13 protein-coding genes are annotated in these 15,844 nt (G+C 41.4%); 9 read left to right on the top strand and 4 right to left on the bottom strand.

Going from position 1 to position 15,844, the window contains the following annotated elements; translation table 11 throughout:
• From ACEYV4_RS06410 to ACEYV4_RS06400, 3 genes are all read left to right on the top strand, one after another.
• Positions 1-885 (top strand): C1 family peptidase (locus tag ACEYV4_RS06410; RefSeq protein WP_373842516.1); only part of this gene is annotated, 885 nt, incomplete at its 5' end.
• Between the two features lie 42 nt (positions 886-927).
• Positions 928-2,448 (top strand): multicopper oxidase family protein, encoded by a 1,521-nt coding sequence (locus tag ACEYV4_RS06405; RefSeq protein ID WP_373842518.1) that lies wholly within the window; start codon positions 928-930, stop codon positions 2,446-2,448.
• A gap of 196 nt (positions 2,449-2,644) precedes the next feature.
• Positions 2,645-2,917, top strand: a complete 273-nt coding sequence (locus ACEYV4_RS06400) for a helix-turn-helix domain-containing protein (RefSeq protein ID WP_373842515.1) — start codon at positions 2,645-2,647, stop codon at positions 2,915-2,917.
• A gap of 1,088 nt (positions 2,918-4,005) precedes the next feature.
• On the opposite strand, the gene ACEYV4_RS06395 is transcribed toward ACEYV4_RS06400, so the two are convergent.
• Positions 4,006-4,671 (bottom strand): hypothetical protein, encoded by a 666-nt coding sequence (locus tag ACEYV4_RS06395; RefSeq protein WP_373842514.1) that lies wholly within the window; start codon positions 4,669-4,671, stop codon positions 4,006-4,008.
• Positions 4,672-4,817: 146 nt separating this feature from the next.
• Here ACEYV4_RS06395 and ACEYV4_RS06390 point away from each other — a divergent pair, with 146 nt between their 5' ends.
• Positions 4,818-5,558 (top strand): SDR family NAD(P)-dependent oxidoreductase, encoded by a 741-nt coding sequence (locus ACEYV4_RS06390; RefSeq protein WP_373842513.1) that lies wholly within the window; start codon positions 4,818-4,820, stop codon positions 5,556-5,558.
• Between the two features lie 258 nt (positions 5,559-5,816).
• Here the strand turns inward: ACEYV4_RS06390 and ACEYV4_RS06385 are convergent, their stop codons facing one another.
• Positions 5,817-6,419, bottom strand: a complete 603-nt coding sequence (locus tag ACEYV4_RS06385; protein ID WP_373842512.1) for a TetR/AcrR family transcriptional regulator — start codon at positions 6,417-6,419, stop codon at positions 5,817-5,819.
• Between the two features lie 149 nt (positions 6,420-6,568).
• On the opposite strand from ACEYV4_RS06385, the gene ACEYV4_RS06380 reads away from it, so the two are divergent.
• The 3 genes from ACEYV4_RS06380 (at position 6,569) to ACEYV4_RS06370 (ending at position 8,385) form a co-directional block, all read left to right on the top strand.
• Positions 6,569-7,249, top strand: coding sequence for a hypothetical protein (locus ACEYV4_RS06380; RefSeq protein ID WP_373842511.1), 681 nt, complete (start codon positions 6,569-6,571; stop codon positions 7,247-7,249).
• 1 nt (position 7,250) lies between these two features.
• Complete coding sequence (locus tag ACEYV4_RS06375; protein ID WP_373842510.1) at positions 7,251-8,234, top strand: NAD-dependent protein deacetylase; 984 nt, start codon at positions 7,251-7,253, stop codon at positions 8,232-8,234.
• A 70-nt stretch (positions 8,235-8,304) separates the two neighbouring features.
• Positions 8,305-8,385, top strand: coding sequence for a LacI family DNA-binding transcriptional regulator (locus ACEYV4_RS06370; RefSeq protein ID WP_373842517.1), 81 nt, complete (start codon positions 8,305-8,307; stop codon positions 8,383-8,385).
• 307 nt (positions 8,386-8,692) lie between these two features.
• Here ACEYV4_RS06370 and ACEYV4_RS06365 read toward each other — a convergent pair whose 3' ends face one another.
• A complete protein-coding gene (locus ACEYV4_RS06365; RefSeq protein WP_373842509.1) occupies positions 8,693-8,965 on the bottom strand; it encodes a helix-turn-helix domain-containing protein in 273 nt (90 codons plus the stop codon).
• Positions 8,962-9,336 (bottom strand): type II toxin-antitoxin system RelE/ParE family toxin, encoded by a 375-nt coding sequence (locus tag ACEYV4_RS06360; RefSeq protein WP_373842508.1) that lies wholly within the window; start codon positions 9,334-9,336, stop codon positions 8,962-8,964. Before ACEYV4_RS06360 ends, ACEYV4_RS06365 begins: the two co-directional genes overlap by 4 nt.
• 125 nt (positions 9,337-9,461) lie before the next feature.
• Between ACEYV4_RS06360 and ACEYV4_RS06355 the strand changes: the two genes are divergently transcribed.
• Entirely contained in the window at positions 9,462-10,409 is a 948-nt protein-coding gene (locus tag ACEYV4_RS06355; RefSeq protein WP_373842507.1) for an alpha/beta hydrolase, read from the top strand.
• A gap of 384 nt (positions 10,410-10,793) precedes the next feature.
• A partial coding sequence (locus ACEYV4_RS06350; protein ID WP_373842506.1) for a YSIRK-type signal peptide-containing protein occupies positions 10,794-15,844 on the top strand: 5,051 nt, incomplete at its 3' end.

The raw sequence follows: 15,844 nt of genomic DNA, 5'->3' as shown, positions 1-15,844 counted from the left end.
GCCGCTTCAATCGTTGAGAAGTATGGGGTAGTACCAGAATACGCAATGCCGGATACCCATAACACCCGGAATACGACCGATGTGGCTGCAGTGATGAACTATCTGATGCGTAAGGATGCTTTAACGTTACGGCGGCTCGTTAATGATGGTGCTGACCAGGATGAATTAGCCACGGCTCAGCAAAAGATGATGGCGGACGTCTACAAGGTTGCCGCTTATTCCTTTGGTGAACCACCGGCAAAGTTTGACCTTGAATACCGGGATGACGATAAGAAGTTCCACCAGGTATTAGGCTTGACACCACTGAAGTTCTACCGGGAATACTTTGATACCAATTTGAACAATTATGTAGTAATTACCAACGCTCCGGACCATGAGTATAACAAGGTTTATGCAATGCCAACCCAAGATAATGTAGCCGGTGGAATCCCAATCAAATTTGTCAATGTGCCATTTAAGTACCTGCAAGAAGCTGCCCTGAAACAATTAAAGGCCGGTGAAACTGTCTGGGTCGGTAATGATGTTCTTCAACAGATGGACCGGAAGCGGGGACTGATGGATGCCAAGCTTTTCCGACAAGCTGAATTACTCGATGTTGACTTTACAATGAACAAGAAGGATCGGCTTGAGACCCGCCAAGCAGTGGTTTCCCATGCCATGACTTTGACTGGTTTCGACTTAGTCAATGGCGAACCAAGTCGGTGGAAGATCGAAAACAGTTGGGGCAAGGATAACGGTGCCAACGGTTATTTCGTAATGACCGAAGATTGGTTTAAAGACTATACCTACGAAGCCGTTATTAACCGCAAGTACTTAGACGATGACTTAAAGAAGTTAGCCGACAGTACGCCGGTCACCCTGACGGCTTGGGATTCATTGCAGTAAAGAGTTAGCAAAGAAGGTAAGAAAATAGCAGAAAACCAACTAATTGATCATTATTTTTATGATGAAGCCGCCTACGACTACCATGATGGTGGTCATGTTCCGCTGGAAGAACCGCAAACACCCCAGCGGCCGTTGAACATTCCGGCAATCTTGAAGCCGGATAAGGAAACGGCAACCGATATGTATTACACGATTGTTGCTCAAACCGGGGAAGTACAGCTGTTACCTGGCCAAAAGACAAAAACCTGGGGCTACAATGGTCCCCTTTTGGGTAAAACAGTAATCTTTAAACGGGGCAAAACGATCCATGTCCACCTCGTTAATCACCTGCCCGAAGTGACGACTTTTCACTGGCACGGTTTGGCCATTCCGGGCCCAATCGAAGACGGTGGTTGCCATGCCCCAGTTTATCCGGGCAAGAGCCGGGACGTCACCTTTAAGATCAACCAACCGGCGGCCTTTGTCTGGCTTCACGCTCACCCGTGTCCGTCTACGGCCGAGCAGGTTTGGCATGGCCTAGCTGGTGGCGCAATTGTTCAGGATCAGCACGAGGCTAGTTTGCCACTGCCACGTAATTACGGGGTTGACGACATTCCGATTATTCTTCAAGACCGGCGTTTTCACAAGGGCAACCAATGGGATTACCGGGCTGATTATGATCCGGATGGGGTTGCTGGCCCAACGCCGATGATCAACGGGACGATCAACCCGTACTTCGACGTGACTACCCAGAAGGTCCGGCTGCGTTTCCTCGATGGGGCCAACCGACGGGAATGGCGTTTGCACTTCTCCGATGACCTCGAATTTACCCAAATTGCCGGTGATTTGAGCTTACTGCCGCACCCGGTGAAGATGAATAAGCTATTGATTACCTGTGCTGAACGACAAGAAATCATTGTCGACTTCGGTAAGTATAAACCGGGTGATGAAGTTATCCTTTATTCCGATGATGTTCCACTAGTTCATTTCCGGATTCATGAGTTTAAACCTAATCATACACAACTACCAGACACGCTTTTTGAAACACCTGATCCGGCAGTTGATCCGGACCTGCCTGTTCACCATGTCACTCTCGACGGGATGGATGAGTCGGTAGCGATGAATGGTAAGAAGTTCAAGATGGACCGGATCGACTACAAGATGCCAATGCATAAGGTTCAGCTCTGGGATATCTGCAATACCAACCCAAAGCCGGGGATGATTCACCCTTACCACATGCATGGCACCGCCTTTAAGGTTGTTTCCCGTGATGGCCACGCGCCAAACCCGAATGAGCTGGGTCTCAAGGATACCGTAGCGGTTAACCCTGGTGAGCACGTGGTGATCAAGGTTTGGTTCAATGTAGCCGGCGTCTTCATGTACCACTGCCACATTATTGAACACGAAGATGGTGGGATGATGGCTCAACTGTTGGTTGTGGACCCTGCTAATCCACATAAGAAGTACCATCTGATGAACCACATGACCCTGATGAAGGCCTTCGCTGAAGAACGGCACGTTCCGTTGGACAAGTTGTGGCTTGGTGGAATGGATTCCTATAAGAAGATGGGGATGGAAATGTAGTTCTGCTTCCGAGCCAAAATAAAAATCGGACCATGAAGTATTTTGCTTCATGGCCCGATTTTTGTGTTGATTTGCGCATTTATCTTTGCATTAAGTCATGTTATTTTGTACTAGAAAGTTTAACGAAAAAATAATCCAGCAAATGAGCTAAAGCTTTGTGTGAGGAATACTTTAATAATCGAAAGGAGTAACCATTATGAGCAATATTAGTTTTAAGGATTATCTTAATGAACAGCTTAAAGATCCTGAAATTAAAAATGAATTCAATAAAGAAACGACAAAGCTAGAAAGTGCCATAGCCGTAACTAATGTCCGAAAAGCAGCTGGTTTGTTTCAGCGTCAATTAGCCACCGTTGCTAATCTCCCTCAATCAGCAATTGCGATTAAAAATGGTGATAATACAAGCATGGATACATTAATAAAAATTGCTAATGCACTAGATAAAAAGTTGATGGTATTATTCTCATAGTTTTTAAGGCAGCTAATGGGTTAAATTAGCTGTTTTTGTTATATTACTAATTTTCTGCGCTGGCTTTAGCTGGCGCTTTTTTGTAACACTAAAAGAACAAAAAAGGACGCCTTTTAAGCGCCCCAACCGGTTCGGAATAAGTAACGAGCTGATTCCATTTTACTCATTGTTGTGTCTAATAAACACACTAAAAAATTAATCAAAAAGGTGATTGATCTGATTCGCAAGATGATGAAATAGTGTTGCCAATTTTTCTGCGCTGGCTTTAGCTGGCGCTTTTTTGTAAAACTAAGAGAACAAAAAGGACGCCCTTTAAGCGCCCCAACCGGTTCGGAACAAGTAGCGAGCTGATTCCATTTTGCACACCAGTGTCTTGCTCTGATATAAATATTATACCATGATATAATTATTTTGTACACTGAGAGGCCGCTCCTCCCAATTTTGTGCAGTTTGGAGGTGACTCCGATGCATAGTTGGTGTGTTCTTGTTCTGATTGTGTCTAATAAACACATTAAAAAATTAATCAAAAGGGTAATTGATCTGATCTAGAAATGGATGAAGAAATAATATTACCAATTTTTCCGCGCTGGCTTCGGCTGGCGCTTTTTTTAGCATTGAAGACAACAAAAAAGGACGCCTTTTAAGCGCCCCAACCGGTTCGAGATAAGTAGCGAGCTGATCTCGTTTTGCACACCGATATCATATTTATCGTGCCTATATTATAACATGTGCTTTGATGATATACTAGTAATTGCACACCGAGAGGCCGCTCCTCTTGAATATGTGCAAGTTGGGAGGCGTCCCAATTGGTACGTTGGTGTATCATATTTATCGTTGTGCCTAAAAAACACATAAAAAAACCAATCAAAAAGGTAATTGATCTGATTCAGAAATGGATGAAGAAATAATATTACCAATTTTTCCGCGCTGGCTTTGGCTGGCGCTTTTTGATTATATTGAAAGGTACCTTTAAGTGAGCCAACCAGTTTGGAATAAGTCATTTTACACACCATTATTTTACTTATAAAAATTGTATTTCAACACTGCTTTTTCATGATTTTAGGTGAATAAAGAGAAATACCATTTTATTAATTATTAATCTGGTCAAAATGAATTTGCTGTAGGGCTTCCATTAATTTATGACTAATAATGTGTACAATTTGCAAGTGTTTAGCAAGCGTAATCTCTTTAGTATGCCTGTAGTAATACAGGACAGCATCAGAACAGTATGACAAAATACACTCTTTTGAATAATTGAAAATCTGTTGTTGATCATCTGTAGCTGTTTGAACAGTGGGAGCATACTTATTGAATATCTGGAATATAGCTTGACGATATTTTTTCATAAAGTGTTCATCATTAATAAAAATTCTAAAGTAACGCATCATAATAACTGCATCTATATTGATGCGGTTGAATGCTTTGAAAGATGTTTGAGTAAAGAATGCGTAATACTCTTTTGAATAATAGTCTAAAGGAAACAAAATAATACTTTGGAATTCTCTGATGAGATCAGGGAGGCTGTCAAAATACTTATAAAAAGTTGTACGGCTGTAGCCTGACTTGGTAATTAAATGAGTAACTGTAATTTGATTAATAGAAGATTTTTGAACAAGTTGAGTGAAAGCCTCAAAAAGCGAGGCTAGGGTTAAAGCTACCTTGCTTGAAAGTAGGCATTGAAGATGTTCTTGATAATAAATAATAATAATGTTTTTTAATTGCTCAATATTATTCTGCTCGTTTAATTTATCCATATTAAAGCCTCGTTACCAAAAAGTGAACATTTCTTTAGTGATTGTAAATTGAATTAGTATTGAATTCTTTTTTACAATTTAAATGTATTAGGGTTTAATGCAAATATCAATTAGACATATTTTGGATAATACTGGAAGTGATATCAATGGATCGGCTTAGAGAAAAAGTAGCAATTATAACTGGTGGCACAGCAGGAATTGGATATGGAATTGCTGAATGTTTTATTAAAGAAGGTGCAACGGTCATTATTACTGGCCGTAATCAAGGCAGGGGTCAAACAGCCGCCAAAAAATTAGGCCCTCAGGCAATTTTCATGCCACAAGATGTTTCCAAGGAAAGCGATTGGCAACGTGTCATTAAGGATACTATTGATCAATTTGACCATCTTAATATTTTAGTCAACAATGCTGGCATTGCTCCCAAATATGAAAGTATTGATAAGTTGGCACTTGCTGATTGGCAACGCGTTATTAATGTAGATCTTACCGGAACTTTCTTAGGTATTAAATACGGTATGGCTGAAATGATACGTCGAAAATGTGCTGGATCTATTATCAATATTGCCTCAATTGCTTCCTTTATCGGAGGTGCTAAAAGTTCGTCCTATGGTGCGGCTAAAGGAGGAGTTCGACTGTTAACTAAATGTGCAGCTATCGATGGGGCAAATCATAAAACTGCTATCAGGGTAAATTCAGTACACCCTGGCCCTATTAGAACCGCAATTTTAACTGATGAACAAACAGCCACTTTTGGTAAGCAAACGCCACTGGGCCATATTGGTAAGCCAACCGACATTGGCAATATTTGTGTATATCTTGGATCTGATGAGTCTGAGTTTACTACTGGCGCTTCTTTCATCGTTGATGGTGGTTGGACGGCCCTTTAAGTAATTAATTTACAAGGAGGTGATTGAAGAAAATTAAGTTATTTTCAAATAAATAATAATTATAGATCAACCATCATCACATGTTATATGTTGGAATATCATAATATATTTTTCCTTGACTTATAAAGAAGCTCTGATAAAATTCAGGACTTCTTTTTTGTTTGTGTATTTAATTTTAGTTCAGATAAGTAATCAGCTGATTCAATCTACACATCAGAATAAACGAGCGTCTGTCACATATGACGGACGCTTTTTATTTTAGTCATTGGTATTTGCCTGTTTCAATGCTTGATAACCACCGTCAGTAAATTGGTTGAGAAGCTTGACCTCGTGGTACCATTCTTGATCCTTAGTAAAGTGGTGGATCTGGTTAATGGCAAAGGAACCGTGGAGCATGTATAGGAAAATTGTTTCGGCGTCTTTAGCACTGAGACTGGTCTTCTTCTGGATGGAGGGGATGACCTTATCACGCTCGTGAGCCAGGATCCGGCCGATGATATATTCACTCAGGTCCGGGTCCATTAAGAGTTGCTGGTACTTGGCCGAGTTACCAATCCGTTGACAGACGGGGATCAAAGATTCATTTTGCTTGAGGTAATCGACTGGCACTTTAGCGAGAGAGTCAGCATTCGATTGACCAGTGGGGACGTATGTAATGGCATCATCTAGGACGGCGTTTAAGACCGCGGTCAGGGAATCAAAGTGGAGGTAGAACGTGGACCGACTCAATTCGGCTTGTCGGCAAAGCTTTGCTACCGTGATTTGAGAATAGGGTAGCTTTTTAATTAATTCAATGAAGCTGTCTTTGATTAAATTGATCGTGTAGATAGTTCGCCGGTCCGTTTTTCGTTTAATTGACAAAAGATCACGACACTTTCTTAAGATTGTAAAGAAGTGGACAACTAGTCAAATTGTGCACTTCTCCCTTTTTCTAAGGTTGATTATCCTTATTGTATAAAGTTCGGGACATGGTGTCCATGAATATACAATACGTTAAGGAGATGTCAAGATTGAACGCTTTAAAGCAAGCTCGTCAAGAACTACGGACTGCCGATGTCATCCTAATCAGTGCCAGTAATGGTCTTTCGATTAGCGAGGGTTATAATATTTTCGCTAATAACGATGACTTTCGCCACTATTTTGGTGAATTTTATCAAAAATATGGCATCACAAGTATCCTTCAGGGAGCGCAGGCGTACTTACCAGCGGCTGCCCATCAGGCTTTTATTAAGCAGCTTCACCGCTACCTGGTTGATGACTACCAGGGTGCACCTCAATTTCGGCAATTAAAACAATTGGTGCATGGCAAAGACTACTTTGTGGTGACCTCCAATGCCGATCGTCACTTTCAATTAAATGGCTTTGATCCGCAGAAAATTTGGGAAGTCGAGGGTGACTTCTTTGATCTGAAAATTCAAAGTCCAGCCTGGCAAAAACAACAGCTTGCTTGCCAGCAATTTCTACAAAAATATAGTGACCGACGACTGGTGCAACTGGAATTGGGAATCGGTGCCGCTAACCAGCTAATTAAACAACCATTGATGCAGATGGTGGAAAAACACCCCCACTGGCATTACATCACGTTGAACCTGCCCAAAGAAATTAACATTTTGGACAGTATCAATGATCGATCACTGGCCTTAGCGGGTGATTTGAAGCAGACCTTAGCAAAATTAACAGAGGAAGATTAAAATGGCTCAATCGCTTTATGAACAACTCGTGATACAGACACAAATGAACTATTCTCGTTACTATGGTGTCTATGCACAAGGTGGCACCCCGATTAAGTTAACTAAAAAGCCACCATTGCCCTATGACCAACAGATTAAGATCTTTGCTCAGAAAGTTCAGGAAGCTGACCATATTATTGTCGGTGGCGCTTCTGGTTTATCGGCGGCCGGTGGTGGCGATTTTTATTATTCCGCTACCTCATCATTTAAGAAAGCCTTCAAACGTTATTACGATAAGTACAAGATTAATGGGGCCTTTGCCGGTATGATGAATCACCGTTGGGCCAGTCGTGGTGAATACTGGGGATACCTGGCGACCTTCTTGCACACGACCTTGCACGCCCGGGTGCGTCAACCTTATCGAGACTTACAGGCGATCCTTAAAGGTAAGGATTACTTTATTCTGACAACTAACCAGGATACTCAGGCGATTAAGGCCTTTCCGGAAACAAAGGTTGCCCAAATCCAGGGAGATCATCGTTTCTTCCAGTGCAGTATGCAGTGTACGGATGATGTTTGGGATGCTACCAAAAAGATTGATGAAATCTATGACTATCTCGAAGAACACGATACCACGGCAATCCCGGATGACATGATTCCACGGTGTCCGCATTGTGGTGCCGAAGCCTTCCCGTGGGTTCGGGGTTACGGAAACTTCTTGGAAGGTCAACGTTACCAAGAACAATATCAGAAAATTTCTGATGATATCGAACACCACCTCCATGATCAACATGTTCTCTTTCTCGAACTCGGCGTTGGTCGGTTAACGCCAATGTTTATTCAAGAACCATTCTGGGCCCTGACGAATAACCTTCCTGGTGCTTACGATGTGATGGTTAACCGTGATTACCAATTCTTACCCCAACAGATTGAAGATAAAGGAACAGCAATCAAGGGTGATTTGGCAAAGGTACTGACTGATGTGCGGACTACTTTGGGCCGTTAAATTAATTCCGTAGGTTGCTATCTGTTATAATGTAACGGTGTAATTAATTTACGAAAAAGGAGTAGCGATAGTGAAGAAGACAATTACGTTGGCGGATGTTGCGGCTGCAGCAGGAGTATCTAAGACAACGGCCTCGCGAGTAATTGAGTGACCGCACCATTAAGAAAGTCTATGATGCCATGAACAGACTTAATTATCGGCCGATCGTCTCTATCGATATAGTTCATTTCCGGTGGTGGCGGCGGATAATTACCAGGGGTGACTCTTAGCTGTCCAGCAGTTGTTCAGAGATGGCTGAACTACCCAACTAGTCTGATTTTGCCCAGCGAATTACGGCGTCAGGCCTATGAAGTGTCATTCGATGTTTCGGATGAAGAGAAAAAATAGGTTTTTATAAGAATGTCCCCTAAGCAGTAAATAAATTTTCTATTTGTTGCTTAGGGGACGTTGTAGTTATTTCACTTAGTCGTTACTAAAGGTGAAATAGATAGCTTAATTTGTAATCCAAGACCAGCAGCGTATTTGTTAAGTGTTGTTAATGTTGGAATTGATTCTAGTGCTTCGATTTTCGCTAATTGTGGTTGTGTCATACCAATTTTTCTAGCAAATGCTGTTTGAGAAATTCCTTGTTTGATTCTTTGAACCTCTAAAAATGATAAAGTATCAATAATGGATAATTCCTCTTTTGTTGCTACTGTTTGATTATTGTCAATATCTTTCCATTTTTTCATTTTTCTTCATTCCTCTCATACCAGTCATCGAGCATTGATAATGCTTTAGCTACTTGTTTTGGATCAGTTTTATCTTTTTTCTTAGTGTAATGGTTTAATAAAATAAATGTGTTTTCCTTCCATATCCCATAGAATACTCTTTCTGGCATTGGGCGAAGTTCCCAGAGTTGGTACCTGTATCCCTTTAACTTTTTTGATTGTGGTGTATGTAGCATTGGGCCAAGTGCCCTTAACATATTGATTTGGTGACGCATTTTAATATAGATTGCTTTATTCTGCTTTTGCTTGCTTTGAGAAATTTTTTTGAAATAATTAAAAGTTTCACTATTACCATTCTTATCCTCGTAAAATATTATTTCATACTCATTCATAAGTTTAATTTCCCTTATAACTCATTTGCTATAATTATAGCATAATTCATATAAAAGACTAAAATCGTTTTTTTGTTTAGATTTGCAATCTAAGTACATAATAAATTAAAAGGGGGGGTGAGTACGTGAAAAAAGCAACGAAACGTTTCCTACAAACCAGCTTGGCGGCAATTGGTGGGACCGCCATCGCCAGCTTCGTGATGAGTGAATATCTCTTCAAAATTGCTTTTCACCGGGTCAACTATGTGCCAGAGACTTCTAAGGAGAAGCAAAAATACGCGAATGAGTATTGGCACTACGTCGATTGGTTCCACCGTGTGAATAAGGAGCATTGGACCTTCTCCACTGACGACGGAGATGACCAGATGTCGGCCTACTTCATTCCGGCCGCGGATGGCAACCGTGACCGGGCGGTGATCATCTCCCATGGCTATAAGGGTAACGGTGAGACGATGGCTAACTATGCCCAGATGTTTTACCAATTAGGCTTTAACGTTCTGTTGCCAGATGATCGGGCCCATGGGCAGAGCGCCGGCAAGTATATCAACTTCGGCTGGCTTGACCGTCTCGATTACCAGGAGTGGCTGCGGCGGCTGATTAAGCGGCTTGGTGACCAGGTGAAGATTGTTCTTTTCGGCGTTTCGATGGGCGGGGCAACCGTTGAAATGATGAGCGGGGAGCAATTGCCACCCCAGGTGAAGTGCATCATCGCCGATTGTGGCTATTCCAGCATTCGCGAAGAACTGGCCTACCTGCTTAAGCAACAGTATCACTTGCCCGAATACCCGATCTATCCGTTGGTTTCGACGATTAATCGGCACCGGCTCGGCTTCTACCTCGGCGACGTCTCATCAAAGGAGCAATTGGCCAAGAACAAGCTGCCGATCTTCTTCATCCATGGTGCAAAAGATACCTACGTGCCAAGTTACATGGCCTGGGAGAATTACCAGGCGACCCACGCCCCTAAAGACATCTGGATCGTTGACCAGGCGACTCACGCGGAGAGTTTCTGGATCAATCCCGCGGCCTACCGTGAACACGTTGTGCGGTTTTTGAAGAAGTATTTTGATTAATTTTAATTAAAAAGCGTCAAGCAAGATAAAATTCTTACTTGACGCTTTTATGGCTAATAAGGGCAATTAAATCAATTAAAAGCGGACAATAGTAAAACATGTATGAAGATTATTTCATGACTAATAAATTATTACAATTATATTTCAACTGGCTGAAATGACTGTAAAGTAGTGGTTTGCAAGCGTTTATGGTGTTTTTCATTTTTAAAATTAATGTTTTTTTATAAACTAATTTATGTATTAAACGTTGTTATTTTATTTAACCCTCCTATGATTAAAGTTGTAAAGCATAAATTTGTGAATTCATGTTTATTATTTGTAATTTAATTTTTATTAATTAATTGCGAAGTTATGACATGGATTAAATCTGGGAAGGTAAAATTTATGGTTTCGAAAAATAATACATACCTTAGGGAAGTTATGCACTCTCACCGGGTTCCGCACTATGGCCTACGGAAGCTGGGTATTGGCGTAACTTCCGTTTTGTTAGGGACAACATTGTACTTTGGCGCCAATGCACCGGTTGCCAATGCCGATCAGGTCAGCGCTAATGCCAGTGCTAATAGTGACCAAACGAATCAGGTTACGTCGGCTAATAGTACAGAAACGGGGAACACCGCGGCACTACGGACAACTGCAACCAATTCCGCTGCATCGCAATCAAGTGCTACGCAAAGCAATGCAGTTGTAGCTAGTGCGGCGAACTCTGCCACGACAAACACGTTTAAACCAAGTGCGATTGCTAACAACATGATTAATGCTAACCAACTTGGTGCTTCGTTAGCACAAGGTTCAGCAAGCGCCAGCAATTCAGCATCTGCTGGTACTACATCTACTAAAGTTGGAATGGATCATACAGCATTAAGCAATGCGGTTACCAGTGCTAATAGTGCTGGATTGACTACTAAAGCATTGCCTGACCAAAATTATACAGTTCCTGCTTCTGAGGCTGCTAGTGCTAGACAGCAACTTGAAACTAATGAACAGCAGCAAGCTACTGCTATTCAAAGTATAACGAATAATTATAAACATGATACTAATAATGTTAATGCTATGAATTCAGCTGCGCAGGACCATAGTGGCTTGGATGCAGTAGTTGCTAAAGATCAGGAAGCAGCTCAATCTGTTACAGGATTAACAGTAAGTCAAGCACCTGATGTAATAACTAAAATTGATCCATCAAATGATCAATCTGTTAATAGATGGATTACTAATACTAAATCTGATTATAATAAGCAGCATAATGATTTGTTGAATTTTGATAAATACGTTGAGCAGCAAAAGCAGAATAATGCAACGTATAAATCTGACTTAACTGTTTATCAAAGAAAGTTAGATGACTTTAATAATGTTACTAATAATTGGCCAACAGTTATTAGTAATAATCAAGCAGCATTAAAGGGAACACTAGGAAAGCCAGGATCAATTGATTACTATTCACATCTTGCTTTAGTAAGTAAAGATTCTAAGATACCAGTTTTAACTGAACTTTCGTGGGGTACTGATGGCAAGTTAACTGGTGCTAAAAAGATTAGTAAAGATGAAGTCTTTAAGAAGACTGGTTGGAATTTCACATCTACGGATCCAAATGTTCCTTCATTTGATTTGAATAATCTTTACGATATAACAGATAATGTTCTTAATAATAAGAGTATTACTATTGCCAATTTTGCAAAAGATTCAAATAGCCGATCATATGATCTTAAATTATCATTTACTAATACAGAAAAAAAGGGTGTTACTAATACTAACAATATATATGTCACCCTTAGTCGTTTGAATAATGGATCAATTAATTTACAATATACCCAAGGTAAATTAAACGGTTTAAAATTTAAGATAGAGTTTATACCAAGTGGCACAACACAGCCTGTAAAAGTAATGTTAAACACACTTTTTAGTGACTTGGATAATGGTGAGACACTAAAAACTGATTTAGGGAACGTAATGATTTGGTTGCCTAATGGTTCAGAATTAGTAAATAAAAAGGGACTAATTGTAAGCTCAGAGAATGCATATGGCTTTAACTCAACCCCGATAGGAACAGGACTTTTAGTAGGTAAGGGAACAAGCTTTAATTACGAATTCTCTGTTTATAGTCCTCAAGAGCCAATATTTGATGGTATTGGTGGTTCTCAAGTTAATATTTTTGGATCTCACAGTAATATTTTACAAATGCCAACTAGGCCAATAAGGCAAACCACAAATGTTGCTTATCATTATGATCGTGCAGAGACTGTAGTTAAAATACCCCTTATTACTTATCATTATAATAACTTAACTACAACTCGAGAGAGTCAAATTGCTGAAGTACGTTATTATGATGAAACTGAAAATAATAAACAAATTTATACTTCAGGATCTATGAATGGAAATATTGGTGATCCGATTAAATATAATACCCAAAATGATATTAACAAGTTTGAAAATCAAGGGTATGTATTGGTTAGTTCTGATTTTAAAAATGGCCAAGTCTTTACAGATACTAATGGTGAACCACAAATTTATCATGTTATCTTGAAACATGGTACGATGCCAGTTGGCCCGAAGACACCAAATAATCCTAACCAGAACCCTGGTAAACCTGGTCAACCATTGAATCCAAATGATCCAACTGGACCTAAGTATCCAACTGGTTCTGATCAAGTTACTCAGAGCTACACACGGACAATTAAATATGTTGGTGCTGGTGCCAAGACACCTCAAGCTGTTATCCAGAAGGTTAACTTTACTGGTACAGGGACCCTGGACAAGGTAACTGGTCAATGGATTCTAAGTAATGGAACGGAAACAACTGACATTAGTAAGGGTATGACTTGGTCAGCCAACCAGACTTTGAGTGGTGTACCAACGAAGACCTTTAGTGATTATCACGTCGTTAATGTTAGTGCCGACAGTACTGACGGTATCAATGTGGCTCCAAAGACGATTAGTCATCAAAATGGTCAAGAAACGGTAACGGTAACCTATGCACCAAATGGTCATATTGTTCCGGTATTGCCAGATCCAACTAACCCGCAAAAGCCTGGAAACAAGATTCCAAATGTAGCTAACCCACAGTACCCAACTAATCCTGATAATCCAAAGAATGTAACACCAAATGAACCGGTACCGAACATTCCTGGTTATACACCAAGCACGCCAACGGTAACGCCAACTAACCCTGGTAAGGACACGCAAGTTATCTACACACCAATTAAGGTAGATGAACAAGCTGGTTTGAAGATCATTGACCAAGACAACAATAACGCTATTCTTGATACCTACAATGATCATGATCAAGGTGGTCAGACGATTACCTTTGCCAAGAACACTGGTAACCACCGTTATAATGGTCAAACCACCTTACAGGATTGGCTGAATAAAGGCTATGACTTCGTGAAGGCCACTAATGATGCCAATGGTGCTTCGCTTGGGACCATCACGGTTGAAAATGGTAAAATCAGCAAGTACAACCTGAACTTCGGTAAGTACGACAATGATCCAACTAAGAGCCAGAACTTCACGATTGTTTTGAAGCATGGTCTGATTCCGGTTAACACGAATCACCATACGGTTCCGGGTCACACAATTGATCCACACGAATACCAGAAGCAGACGACTTCCACAGTTCACTATGTTGTTGCCGGCAATGAACCTGGTCAGCCAACTGCTCCAAAGGATAATGTTCAAACCGCTACCTGGACGCGGACAATTACAGTTGACAAGGTTACCGGTAACATCGTGCCAAACGGCAAATATGACCAACCATGGGCTTCTACTACCAAGACCTACAAAGCTGTTCCAACACCGAGTGTCAAAGGTTATACACCAAATAAGGCAACGGTTCCAGCTAAGACAGTTACTCAGACTCCATTGACAGAAACGGTTGTTTACTCACCGGATGGCACGGAAGTTCGGAATGCCCAGACGATTAATACTTCCGCTACTGTTCACTATGTCATTGATGGTAATGATGCCGACAAACCAGCCGCTCCTGCAGATAATGTTCAGGACAACTTCCAGTTTGTTTACACTGGTGATGTTTACAATAAGACAACCCATAACCTGATTAGCAATGGGACTTGGAATGCGGTTAGTCATGCTTACCAAGCTGTGCCAGTTCCGGTAGTGACAGGTTACCACGCTGCTATTACAGTGGTTCCAACTAGTGAATTAACGGTTAACCGTGATCAATCTAAGGTCACTGTGGTTGTTCACTACACTAAGAACGGTGAAAACATTAAGAATGCCAAGGTTGTACCATCAACGCAGACGGTTCACTTCGTTGACGAGCAAGGCCATGAATTAGCAAAATCAGATCTTCAACAAAGTGGCTTCAATTACAGTGGTGATACTTACGATGCCGTTACTAACAAGTTAATTAGCAAGGGTACTTGGGACCACACTAGTCACACTTATAACACAGTTAATGTTCCAGTCATTCCTGGTTATGTTGTCATCAATGGCTACTCCAAGAATGCTAAGAACCAGATCGTTGCTGGTGGTTTGACGGCTACAACCGATAATCCAAACGTTATGGCAACTGTGGTTTATGGAAAGATCGCTAATATTGTACCGGTTGATCAACATCATAACCCAATTCCGAACCCAGCTAAGCCTGGAACCAACATTCCAAATAAGCCGTATGTAAATGATCCGAAGGACCCAACTAAAGTAACACCAAACGAAGGCGTACCAACAATTTCTGGCTACACACCATCGACGCCAAGTGTTACCCCAGCTGATCCAACTGAGAATACTCAGGTTGTTTACACGAAGAATAATCAACCAAGTCAGCCAACGAATGCCAGTCAACCGACGAACGCAAGTCAACCGACGAACGCAAGTCAGCCGACGAACCAGAGTCAGCCGACAAACGCCAGTCAACCGACTAATGCAAATCAGCCAACTAATCAAAGTCAACCGACGAACGTAAGTCAGCCAACTAATGCAAGTCAGCCGACAAACGCCAGTCAGCCGACGAACCAGAGTCAACCGACTAATGCAAGTCAGCCAACTAATCAAAGCCAGCCAACGAACGCAAGTCAGCCGACAAACGCCAGTCAACCGACAAACCAGAGTCAGCCAACGAACCAAAATCAACCGACGAATGCAAGTCAGCCAACGAACGCCAGTCAACCGACAAACGCCAGTCAACCAACGAATGCAAGTCAGCCGACGAATGCAAGTCAGCCAACAAACGCCAGTCAGCCAACGAACCAAAGTCAACCGAGTGGCCAACAACCAAGTGGTAACCAGCCAAGTGGTCAACAACCGTCTGGTCAGACACCAACGACTGATACCGAAAAAGTTATCGTTCACTATGTTGATCCAAATGGCAACCCAATTACGACTGATACAGTTACTGGTCAGGGCGGTCAGCCGATCAATTATGATCCATCCAAGACGCTGACTGATCTGGTCAACAAAGGTTATGACGTCACTGGTGTGAC

It is taken from the genome of Limosilactobacillus sp., assembly GCF_041859915.1.
Lineage (GTDB): Bacteria > Bacillota > Bacilli > Lactobacillales > Lactobacillaceae > Limosilactobacillus.
The sequence above is the reverse complement of the archived record's forward strand: the minus strand, read 5'-3'. Positions and strand labels throughout refer to the sequence as shown.

Excerpts from the sequence above, each read along its gene's own strand:
- ACEYV4_RS06400 (WP_373842515.1), top strand. The coding sequence starts at position 2,645 with ATGAGCAATATTAGTTTTAAGGATTATCTTAATGAACAGCTTAAAGAT.
- ACEYV4_RS06395 (WP_373842514.1), bottom strand. The coding sequence starts at position 4,671 with ATGGATAAATTAAACGAGCAGAATAATATTGAGCAATTAAAAAACATT.
- ACEYV4_RS06390 (WP_373842513.1), top strand. The coding sequence starts at position 4,818 with ATGGATCGGCTTAGAGAAAAAGTAGCAATTATAACTGGTGGCACAGCA.
- ACEYV4_RS06375 (WP_373842510.1), top strand. The coding sequence starts at position 7,251 with ATGGCTCAATCGCTTTATGAACAACTCGTGATACAGACACAAATGAAC.
- ACEYV4_RS06365 (WP_373842509.1), bottom strand. The coding sequence starts at position 8,965 with ATGAAAAAATGGAAAGATATTGACAATAATCAAACAGTAGCAACAAAA.
- ACEYV4_RS06360 (WP_373842508.1), bottom strand. The coding sequence starts at position 9,336 with ATGAATGAGTATGAAATAATATTTTACGAGGATAAGAATGGTAATAGT.